The 10,699-nt window shown below is 72.2% G+C and carries 9 protein-coding genes; all 9 read left to right on the top strand.

What is annotated here, in order from left to right; genetic code table 11:
• The first annotated feature begins 267 nt into the window (after window positions 1–267).
• The 9 genes from infB (at window position 268) to amrb99_RS13515 (ending at window position 10,639) form a co-directional block, all read left to right on the top strand.
• The gene (gene infB / locus amrb99_RS13555; RefSeq protein WP_241755514.1) at window positions 268–2,112 is read left to right on the top strand and encodes a translation initiation factor IF-2; all 1,845 of its coding nucleotides are present in this window, start codon (window positions 268–270) and stop codon (window positions 2,110–2,112) included.
• Between the two features lie 227 nt (window positions 2,113–2,339).
• Window positions 2,340–2,648, top strand: a complete 309-nt coding sequence (locus amrb99_RS13550) for a DUF503 domain-containing protein (RefSeq protein ID WP_347256664.1) — start codon at window positions 2,340–2,342, stop codon at window positions 2,646–2,648.
• A gap of 117 nt (window positions 2,649–2,765) precedes the next feature.
• Window positions 2,766–3,275: a 30S ribosome-binding factor RbfA gene (gene rbfA, locus amrb99_RS13545; protein WP_190856278.1), complete on the top strand. Its 510-nt coding sequence runs from the start codon at window positions 2,766–2,768 to the stop codon at window positions 3,273–3,275.
• A 65-nt stretch (window positions 3,276–3,340) separates the two neighbouring features.
• Window positions 3,341–4,747 (top strand): bifunctional oligoribonuclease/PAP phosphatase NrnA, encoded by a 1,407-nt coding sequence (locus amrb99_RS13540; protein WP_190856277.1) that lies wholly within the window; start codon window positions 3,341–3,343, stop codon window positions 4,745–4,747.
• Window positions 4,748–4,758: 11 nt separating this feature from the next.
• Entirely contained in the window at window positions 4,759–5,631 is an 873-nt protein-coding gene (gene truB, locus amrb99_RS13535; RefSeq protein ID WP_190856276.1) for a tRNA pseudouridine(55) synthase TruB, read from the top strand.
• 182 nt (window positions 5,632–5,813) lie between these two features.
• The gene (locus tag amrb99_RS13530; protein WP_190856275.1) at window positions 5,814–6,518 is read left to right on the top strand and encodes a hemolysin III family protein; all 705 of its coding nucleotides are present in this window, start codon (window positions 5,814–5,816) and stop codon (window positions 6,516–6,518) included.
• A 110-nt stretch (window positions 6,519–6,628) separates the two neighbouring features.
• Entirely contained in the window at window positions 6,629–7,570 is a 942-nt protein-coding gene (locus amrb99_RS13525) for a bifunctional riboflavin kinase/FAD synthetase (RefSeq protein WP_190856274.1), read from the top strand.
• Window positions 7,571–7,759: 189 nt separating this feature from the next.
• Complete coding sequence (gene rpsO / locus amrb99_RS13520) at window positions 7,760–8,029, top strand: 30S ribosomal protein S15 (protein WP_021599383.1); 270 nt, start codon at window positions 7,760–7,762, stop codon at window positions 8,027–8,029.
• A gap of 279 nt (window positions 8,030–8,308) precedes the next feature.
• A complete protein-coding gene (locus tag amrb99_RS13515; RefSeq protein WP_190856293.1) occupies window positions 8,309–10,639 on the top strand; it encodes a polyribonucleotide nucleotidyltransferase in 2,331 nt (776 codons plus the stop codon).
• The last annotated feature ends 60 nt before the right edge of the window (window positions 10,640–10,699 follow it).

Below are 10,699 nucleotides of genomic sequence, written 5' to 3'. Positions count from 1 at the left end.
ACGGCGACGGCCCAGGCCATCGCCGTCATCAAGGCCGCCCTCGGCACCGGGAAGGACGCCTGATGAGCACCGAGAAGCCCGTCGTCGTCCTGGTCCACGGCGCGTTCGCCGAATCCGCGAAGTCCCGGTGGTGGCGGCGGCTTCGGCCCCCGTCCGGGTGGCGGCGGTCGCGGTCGCGGCGGCACGCAGGGCGCGTTCGGCCGTCCGGGCGGACGCCCGGCGCGCGGCCGCAAGTCGAAGCGGGCGCGTCGTCAAGAGTTCGAGAACATGCAGGCGCCCGCCGTCGGCGGTGTCTCGGCTCCGCGCGGCAACGGCAAGACCATCCGGCTGCCGCAGGGCGCGTCCCTGACCGACTTCGCCGAGAAGATCGGCGCCAACCCGGCGTCGCTCGTCGCGATCATGATGCACCTCGGCAAGATGGTCACCGCGACCCAGTCGGTGGACCCCGACGACCTGCAGGCCCTCGGGCTCGAGCTGGACTTCGACGTCCAGGTCGTCAGCCCCGAGGACGAGGACCGCGAGCTGCTCGAGTCGTTCGACATCGAGTACGGCGAGGACGAGGGCGGCGAGGAGAACCTCGTGTCCCGTCCGCCGGTGGTCACCGTCATGGGCCACGTCGACCACGGTAAGACGAAGCTGCTGGACGCCATCCGGCACGCCAACGTGCAGGCGGGCGAGGCCGGCGGCATCACCCAGCACATCGGCGCCTACCAGGTCGAGACCGAGGTCGACGGCGAGGAGCGCAAGATCACCTTCATCGACACCCCGGGTCACGAGGCGTTCACCGCCATGCGTGCCCGCGGTGCCGACACCACCGACCTGGTGGTGCTGGTGGTCGCCGCGGACGACGGCGTCAAGCCGCAGACCACCGAGGCGATCGACCACGCCACGGCGGCCGGGGTGCCGATCGTCGTCGCGGTCAACAAGATCGACGTCGAGGGCGCCGACCCGAACCGGGTGCGGGCGCAGCTCACCGAGTACGGCCTGGTCGCCGAGGAGTTCGGCGGTCAGACCCAGTTCGTCGACGTGTCCGCCAAGCAGGGCACCAACATCGACGGGCTGCTCGAGGCGATCATCCTGACCGCCGACGCCGAGCTGGAGCTGCAGGCCAACCCCGACATGCCCGCCCAGGGCTCGGCCATCGAGGCCCACCTGGACAAGGGCCGGGGCGCCGTGGCGACCGTGCTGGTGCAGCGCGGCACGCTGCGGGTCGGCGACTCGATCGTCTGCGGCGTGGCCAGCGGCCGCGTCCGGGCGATGCTCGACGAGAACGGCAACAACGTCGAGGAGGCGGGCCCGTCCCGTCCGGTGATGGTGCTCGGCCTCGCGGCCGTGCCCGGCGCCGGCGACAACTTCCTGGTCGTCGACGACGACCGGGTGGCCCGGCAGATCGCCGACAAGCGGGTGGCGCGCAAGCGCAACGCCGAACTGCTCAAGTCCCGCAAGAGCAGCTCCCTCGAAGAGCTGTTCAAGGACTTCCAGGAGGGCAAGCGGCAGGAACTGCTGCTCATCCTCAAGGGCGACGTCTCCGGTTCCGTCGAGGCGCTGGAGGACTCGCTGCTCAAGATCGACGTGGGCGACGAGGTCAGCCTGCGGATCATCCGCCGCGGTGTCGGCGCGATCACGCAGGACGACGTCAACCTGTCGCTGGCGTCCGAGGAGGGCGCGGTCATCATCGGCTTCAACGTCCGGCCGGAGCGCAACGCGCAGGAACTGGCCGACCGCGAGGGCGTCGACATCCGCTACTACTCGGTCATCTACCAGGCGATCGACGAGATCGAGGCCGCCCTCAAGGGCATGCTGAAGCCGGAGTTCGAGGAGGCCCAGCTGGGCACCGCCGAGGTCCGGGAGATCTTCAAGGTGCCGCGGATCGGCAACGTCGCCGGTTCGATGGTCACCTCGGGGATCATCCAGCGCAACGCCAAGGCGCGCCTCGTCCGCGACGGCGTCGTGGTCGCCGACAACCTCACGGTGTCGTCGCTGCGCCGCTTCAAGGACGACGCGACCGAGGTCCGCGAGGGCTTCGAGTGCGGCATCGGGGTCGGCTACAACGACATCAAGCTCGGCGATGTCATCGAGTGCTACGAGATGCGGGAGAAGCCTCGCGACTGAGGCCCGCGCTCGCGGCACCCGATCGTCCGCGGTACGGATCCGTCCGCGCGGGCCGGGCCTCCGGGCCCGGTCCGCGCGGGCGGCCGTCCGGGACGGACCGGTGAGAAAATGTGACACGACGCCAGGCGGTTCTTCTAGCCTGGCGTCTGTCATTCCCGGGCGCCCGCCCGCCGGACGGCCCGGGAACACGGCGGCCGACCGCCGTCGTTCCTACTGTGGATCCCGAGGTGATCGACCAGGTGTACGTGGGTGCTCTGACGCTCGACCTGCTGCTGGGGGACGTACGGTCGCTGAAGCAGAAGCGGTCGGTGGTCCGGCCCATCATCGCCGAGGTGCGCAAGCACTTCCCGGGGGTGGCCGTCGCCGAGACCGGTGACAACGACCTGCACCGCAGAGCGGAGATCGGGATCGCCGTGGTCTCGGGCACCGCGGCCAACTGCACCCAGGTGCTCGACCAGTGCGAGCGCCTGGTGTTCGGGCGGCCGGAGATCGAGCTGCTGTCCGCGCGGCAGCGGCTGTACAACGACGAGGACTGACCGGCCGGAGTCCCGGCGCCGCCCCGGCGGAGCGCAGGACGGCCGGCCGGCACACCGGGGCCCGCGGGGGTTCGTCCCCAGCGGGACCCCGCGACCATAGAGAAAGGGAGTGCGATCATGGTGGACGCAGCTCGGGCGCGCAAGCTCGCCGACCGCATCCAGCAGATCGTGGCCGAGATGCTGGAGAGGCGGATCAAGGATCCGCGGCTCGGCTTCGTGACCGTGACGGACACCCGCATCACCAACGACCTGCGCGACGCCACCGTGTACTACACGGTGTACGGGTCGGACGGCGAGCGCGCCGAGACGGCGGCGGCCCTGGAGAGCGCCAAGGGCGTCATCCGGTCGGAGGTGGGCAGGAAGACCGGGGTCCGGCACACGCCCAGCATCACGTTCGTCATGGACTCCCTGATGGAGAACGCGGCGCACATCGACGACCTGCTCGCCAAGGCCCGCGCGAAGGACGCCGAGGTGGCGAGGGCGGCGCAGGGCGCGGCCCCGGCGGGGGAGGCGAACCCCTACCGCGAGCCCCCGTCCGCCGAGGACCTCGATGATGACGAGGATCTGGACGACCTGGGCGCGGCGGAGGACGGTGAGGACGGCCGGTCCGGACGCCCGTCGTCGTGAACGGGCCGGAGGGGCGTGCGGAGGCATCGGGCTCCGCCCGGACCGGGGAGTGCGCCCTGCACGGGATGGGCGGTCACCTGGCGAGCGGCCATGACATCGTGCCGCGCGGCGGCGGCGTCCGCGGTGGCTCACCGGCGCAGCCCGCCCTGATCTCGAACTGCTCCGAGTCCGGCGGCTCCGAGGCGGGCGGCTCCGAGGCGGGCGGGTCCGCTTCGAACGAGGCCGGTTCCAACGGGGCCGCTCCGAATGGTGCTGGGGCGAACGGCTCCGGCTCCGGCGGCGCCGGGGCGAACGGCTCGGCTCCGAACGGGGCCGGGGTGAACGGTGCCGAGGCACAGGCGGCGGTACCGGCGGCCCTCCGGACGGCGCCGCCGGAGACCGAGTACGCCGGTACGAGCACCGACGGAGCCGACGCGGCCGGCGGCACCGACGGAGCCGACTGGTCCGGCGCGCCGGACGCCGCCCCGGACCGCCTGGACTGGGACCGGGCCGTCGAGCTGATCGAGGCGGCCGACGAGGTGTGCCTCGCCTGCCACATCGCCCCGGACGGGGACGCGCTCGGCTCGATGCTCGCGCTCGCGCAGGCGCTGCACGCGCTGGGCAAGCGCTGCCTGGCCTCGTTCGGCGAGCCGTTCGCGGTGCCGGCGATCCTGCGGTTCCTGCCGGGCCAGGAGTTCCTGGTCGAGCCCGCCCGGATGCCGGCCGCGCCGGCGCTGATGATCTCCCTGGACGCGGCGGGGCAGGCGCGGCTCGGGTCGCTCGCGGAGGCGGCGGGGCGGGCCGGCGCGCTGATCGTCATCGACCACCACGCGTCCAATGTCGGGTTCGGCGGCGTCCGGCTGGTCGATCCCGACGCGGCCGCGACGGCGGTGCTGGTCGAGGAGCTGATCCGGCGGCTCGGCGTGCCGCTGGACGGCGACATCGCGCAGGGCCTGTACGCGGGCCTGGCCAGCGACACGGGCTCGTTCAAGTACCCGTGCACGACGCCGGAGGTGCACGACCTGGCGGGGCGGCTGCTGGCGGCGGGCGTCCGGCCGGAGGAGGTGAGCCGGGAGCTGTGGGACCGGGCGCCGTTCGGCTACCTCCAGGTGCTGGCCGGGGCGCTGTCGCGGGCCCGGCTGGAGCGCGACGCGGCGGACGGCCGCGGCCTGGTCTGGACGACGATCGCCCGCTCCGACCGGGAGGCCCGCGACGTCCCCTACGACCAGCTGGAAGGCGTGATCGACCAGCTCAGGCGGACCGACGAGGCCGAGGTCGCGGTCGTGCTGAAGGAGAACGACCGGGGCGAGTGGTACGTGTCGACGCGCGCGAAGGGCGCGGTCGACGTCGGCCGGGCCTGCGTGGCGCTGGGCGGGGGCGGGCACCGCACCGCCGCCGCGTTCACCATGGGCGGGGAGCCCGCCTGGATCATCGACCGGCTCCGGGCCGCGCTGCGCGAGCCGGACCGCACCGACGAGCAGACCGACGAGTAGAGAGCGCGCGCGTGGAGAACTCGGGACTTGTCATCGTGGACAAGCCGGCGGACTGGACCTCGCACGACGTGGTCGGGAAGATGCGGCGGCTGGCGAAGACGCGGCGCGTCGGGCACGCGGGGACGCTGGACCCGATGGCGACGGGCGTGCTCGTCCTCGGCGTCGGCAAGGCGACCCGGCTGCTCGGCCATCTCGCGCTGACCGAGAAGGGGTACGACGCGACGATCCGGCTGGGCGAGTCGACCAACACCGACGACGCCGAGGGCGAGATCACCGCGACGGCGTCCGCCGCGGGGGTGGCCGACGAGGCGCTGGCCGCCGGGATCGCCGCGCTGACCGGGCCGATCGAGCAGGTCCCGCCGCAGGTCAGCGCGATCAAGGTGAACGGGCAGCGGGCGTACAAGATGGCCCGCAAGGGCGAGGAGGTCGAGCTCGCCGCGCGTCCGGTGACGGTGCACGAGTTCCGGGTCCTGGACGTCCGCCGGCACGGCGAGGTGATCGACGTGGACGCGTCGGTGTCGTGCTCGTCCGGCACGTACATCCGGGCGCTGGCCCGCGATCTCGGCGCGTCGCTCGGCTGCGGCGGGCACCTGACGGCGCTGCGGCGCACCCGGGTGGGCCCGTACGACCTGGCGATGGCCCGTACGCTCGACCGGCTCGGCGAGAAGCTGGAGATGCTGCCGATGGCGGAGGCGGTCGCGGCGGTGTTCCCGCGCCGGGACGTGTCGGAGGACGACGCCCGCAAGGTCGCGCACGGCGGGCGGCTCGCCGCGGCCGGCCTGGGGCCGGGCCCCGTCGGCGTGTTCGCGCCGGACGGGACCCTGCTGGCCCTGGTCGAGGAGCAGGGCCGGGTCGCCAAACCCCTCGCCGTCTTCGTCGGCTGACGCGGCGGCCCCGGCCGGGGGTTGAGAACCGGGGCCCGGGCAACGGATCATGCGTGTCGACGGACGCCCGCGCTCGCCGGGCGGAGGGGCGCGTGGCGAGCGTCACCTCCCAGCGGCGGTGCGCGCGAACCTACGGTGGCGTAACCTACGTGACCGTAGGTTAGTTGCAGAGGAGGCTGCCAATGAACACGGTGACCGATCCCGTGACCGACCCCGCCGGCGACCCGGAAGCGGGCGCCGCGGTCGCGTCCCCGACCAAGCCGCGGATGCGCGGCTGGCTGCATCTCGGCGCGTTCCCCGCCGTCATGGTCGCCGGGCTCGTGCTCGTCGCGCTCGGCCCGACCCCGCTCGCCCGGCTCTCCTCGGCCGTCTACGTCGCCACGTCCGGGCTGCTGTTCGGGATCTCGGGGACGTACCACCGGCAGGCCGACTCGCACCGGCTCATCGAGGTGCTGCGCCGCTTCGACCACGCCAACATCTACCTGATCATCGCGGGGACCTACACGCCGTTCGCCGTGCTGGCCCTCGACGGCGGCGTCCGCATCGCCGTCCTGGCCACGGTGTGGACGGGAGCCGTCGCCGGTGTGGTGTTCCGCACCACCTGGATCGGCGCCCCGCGCGCGCTCTACGTGACCCTCTACATCGTGCTCGGCTGGGTCGCCGTGTTCTTCCTGCCGCAGTTCCTGGACGGCGCGGGCCTCGTCGCCTGCCTCATGGTCGCGCTCGGAGGCGTCTGCTACAGCGTCGGCGGGATCGTCTACGGGCTGCGCAAGCCCAACCCGTCCCCGCGCTGGTTCGGCTTCCACGAGGTGTTCCACGCCTGCACGCTCGCCGCGTACGTCCTGCAGTACATCGCCGTCTCGTTCGTCGTCTACCAGTCCGGGTGACGGCCGGACGGGCCCGAAGCGCGCCCCCTCGGTAACGGCACCGGACGGCGCATGGCACCCTTATGTCGACAGAAGAACCCGCAGGGGACGTCCTACGCAGGGAGAGCATGGTGCGGCGCTGGCATGGCCTCGACGAGGTTCCCGCCGACTGGGGCCGTTCGGTGGTCACCATCGGGGTGTTCGACGGGGTGCACCTCGGTCATCAGCGGATCGTGGGCGCCGCCGCCGAGGAGGCGCGCCGCCGCGGCCTGCGCTCGGTGACGATCACCTTCGACCCGCACCCCGACGAGGTCGTCCGGCCCGGCACCCACCCGCCGCTGCTGGCCACCACCCAGCGGCGCATCGAGCTGCTGGAGGGCCTCGGCACCGACGCCGTCGTGGTCGTGCCGTTCACGCTGGAGCTGTCGAGGACGCCGCCGGACGAGTTCGTCCAGCAGGTCCTGGTGGACCGGCTGCACGCCGCGCACGTCATCGTCGGCGAGGACTTCCGGTTCGGGCACAAGGCCAAGGGCGACGTCGCGCTGCTGAAGGAGCTCGGCGAAAAGTACGACTTCACCGCCGAGGGCATGCCGCTGGTCGCCAACGGCGACACGATCTCCTCGACCTACATCCGCGAGCGGCTGGAGTCCGGCGACGTCGCGGGCGCCGCCGCGGCGCTCGGCCGCCCGCACCGCGTCGAGGGCGTGGTCGTCCGCGGCCACCAGCGGGGCCGGGCGCTCGGCTTCCCCACCGCGAACCTGGAGACGCTGCCGCACACCGCGATCCCCGCGGACGGCGTGTACGGCGGCTGGCTCGTCGCCGACACCGACCGCTACCCCGGCTTCCGCTGGCCCGCCGCGATCTCCATCGGCACGAACCCGACGTTCGAGGGCGCGGGGGAGCGGACCGTCGAGGCGTACGCCCTCGACCGCGACGACCTCGACCTGTACGGCGAGCACATGGGCGTCGACTTCACCGCCCGCATCCGCGACACGCTGAAGTTCGACTCGATCGACGCCCTCATCGAGGAGATGCGCCGCGACGTGGCGAGGGCCCGCGAGATCACTTCCTGAGGCCGTCAAGCGAGGCTCTCGGGCCGGTAATGCGGTCAGGCCGACATGGTACGGTGAAGAGTCGCCGGGTGGGTCCCGGCGCGGCTGGGCTGCACCCTCATGCGGCCCGCCACCTCTCAAAACGCACCATGCGGACCCGAGTGCCCACCGGCCCGGATCTGCGGGTGACGATCTCATCGAAGGAGCCACGTGTCGCTCGACACCGCCACCAAGAACCAGATCATCGCCGAGTACGCGACCACTGAGGGTGACACCGGATCCCCGGAGGTCCAGGTCGCGCTGCTGACGCGCCGCATCAACGATCTGACCGAGCACCTCAAGGAGCACAAGCACGACCACCACAGCCGCCGTGGCCTGCTGCTGCTGGTCGGCCGTCGTCGCCGGCTCCTGAAGTACCTGAGCAACAAGGACATCAACCGCTACCGGCAGCTGATCGAGCGACTCGGTCTGCGCCGCTAGCACGGTGAGGGAGTGGCCCGCCGGGCCGCTCCCTCTCTTTCTATGACCCGGGCGGGCCGCGACGGCCCGCCCGGCGGTAAAACCGAAGAGAAGAGCCTCGCGGACACCGCTGGTGCGGGCCGGTCCTCGGTAGTGGCTTCCGGATCCGTTCCGCCGCATCGGCGGACCTGACGATCCGGGTGCTTCGATCGAAGACCGGCAGCGTGACAAGCCACGGGAAACGGCCGCGAGGACCGACGCCGAAACCTGAGGAGGTTTCCCGTGACAGAAGCCGTGCGCATCGACGGAGCGCAGAGCACCGAGGCCGTGATCGACAACGGCACGTTCGGCACCCGCACCATCCGCTTCGAGACGGGTCGGCTGGCCCGCCAGGCGGCCGGCTCCGCCGTCGCCTACCTCGACGACGAGACGATGGTGCTGTCGGCGACCACCGCGTCGAAGAAGCCCAAGGAGAACCTGGACTTCTTCCCGCTGACCGTGGACGTCGAGGAGCGGATGTACGCGGCCGGGCGCATCCCCGGCTCGTTCTTCCGCCGCGAGGGCCGGCCGTCCGAGGACGCGATCCTGACCTGCCGGCTGATCGACCGCCCGCTGCGGCCGTCGTTCCGCAAGGGGCTGCGCAACGAGATCCAGATCGTCGAGACGATCATGGCGCTGCACCCCGACCACCTGTACGACGTCGTGGCGATCAACGCCGCGTCGATGTCCACCCAGCTCGCCGGGCTGCCCTTCTCCGGCCCGATCGGCGGCGTCCGCGTCGCGCTGATCGAGGGCCAGTGGGTCGGCTTCCCGACCCACCCGGAGCTGGAGCGCGCGACCTTCGACATGGTCGTGGCCGGCCGGGTGCTGGAGGACGGCGACGTCGCGATCATGATGGTGGAGGCCGAGTCCACCCGCGACACCCTCAAGCTCGTCGCCGAGGGCGCGACCGCCCCGACCGAGGAGACGGTCGCGCAGGGCCTCGAGGCGGCCAAGCCGTTCATCAAGGTGCTGTGCCAGGCGCAGAGCGAGCTCGCGGCCGTCGCCGCGAAGGAGACCGCCGAGTACCCGATCTTCCTGGACTACCAGGACGACGTGCTCGCCGCCGTCACCGACGCCGTCAGCGAGGACCTCGCGCAGGCGCTGACCATCGCCGGCAAGCAGGAGCGCGAGTCCCGGCTCGACGAGATCAAGGCCGGCGCGGTCGAGAAGCTCGGCGAGCAGTTCGAGGGCCGCGAGAAGGAGATCTCCGCCGCCTACCGCGCCGTGACCAAGAAGCTCGTCCGCGAGCGGGTCATCCGCGACGGGCTGCGCATCGACGGCCGCGGCCTGAAGGACATCCGCCAGCTCACCGCCGAGGCGCACGTGCTCCCGCGGGTGCACGGGTCGGCGCTGTTCGAGCGCGGCGAGACGCAGATCCTCGGCGTGACGACGCTGAACATGCTCCGCATGGAGCAGATGATCGACACGCTGAACCCCGAGCGCACCAAGCGCTACATGCACAACTACAACTTCCCGCCGTACTCCACCGGCGAGACCGGCCGGGTGGGCTCGCCCAAGCGCCGCGAGATCGGGCACGGCGCGCTCGCCGAGCGCGCGCTGATCCCGGTGCTGCCGTCCCGCGAGGAGTTCCCGTACGCGATCCGGCAGGTGTCGGAGGCGCTCGGGTCCAACGGCTCCACCTCGATGGGCTCGGTCTGCGCGTCCACCATGTCGCTGCTGGACGCGGGCGTCCCGCTCAAGCAGATGGTGGCGGGCATCGCGATGGGCCTGATCAGCGAGGGCGGCGAGTACGTCACGCTGACCGACATCCTCGGCGCCGAGGACGCCTTCGGCGACATGGACTTCAAGGTCGCCGGCACCCGCGACGTCATCACCGCGCTGCAGCTCGACACCAAGCTCGACGGCATCCCCGCCTCGGTGCTGGCCGCCGCGCTGAAGCAGGCCAAGGGCGCCCGGCTGGCGATCCTGGACGTGATGCAGGAGGCCATCGAGGCGCCCGCCGAGATGAGCCCGAACGCGCCGCGGATCATCACGATCAAGGTCCCGGTCGACAAGATCGGCGAGGTCATCGGCCCGAAGGGCAAGATGATCAACTCGATCCAGGACGACACCGGCGCCGACATCACGATCGAGGACGACGGCACGATCTACGTCGGCGCGACCGACGGCCCGTCCGCCGAGGCCGCGCGGACCGCGATCAACGCGATCGCGAACCCGCACATGCCGGAGGTCGGCGAGCGGTTCCTCGGCACCGTCGTCAAGACCACGACGTTCGGCGCGTTCGTGTCGCTGCTGCCCGGCAAGGACGGCCTGCTGCACGTCTCGCAGATCCGCAAGCTGCACGGCGGCGCCCGGATCGAGAACGTCGAGGACGTCATGGGCGTCGGCGAGAAGATCCAGGTCGAGGTCACCGAGATCGACCAGCGCGGGAAGCTGTCGCTGGTGCCCGTCGAGGTGGTCGAGCGCGAGTCCGCCGAGCGCGGCGACGAGCCCGCCGCCGCCGAGGCCGACGGCGGCCCGGACGACTCCGGCGAGCGCCGCGAGCGCCGCGAGGACGGCGACAAGCGCGCCCCGCGCCGCCGCCGCACCCGCCGCGGCTCCGACGACGCCGGCCAGCGCAACTCCTGACCGAGCACGCGATGACCGACCGGCCTGCCCGCCCCGGGCAGGCCGGTCGGCCGCTTTCCG

It is taken from the genome of Actinomadura sp. RB99 (assembly GCF_014706005.1).
Lineage (GTDB): Bacteria > Actinomycetota > Actinomycetes > Streptosporangiales > Streptosporangiaceae > Spirillospora.
The sequence above is the reverse complement of the archived record's forward strand: the minus strand, read 5'-3'. Positions and strand labels throughout refer to the sequence as shown.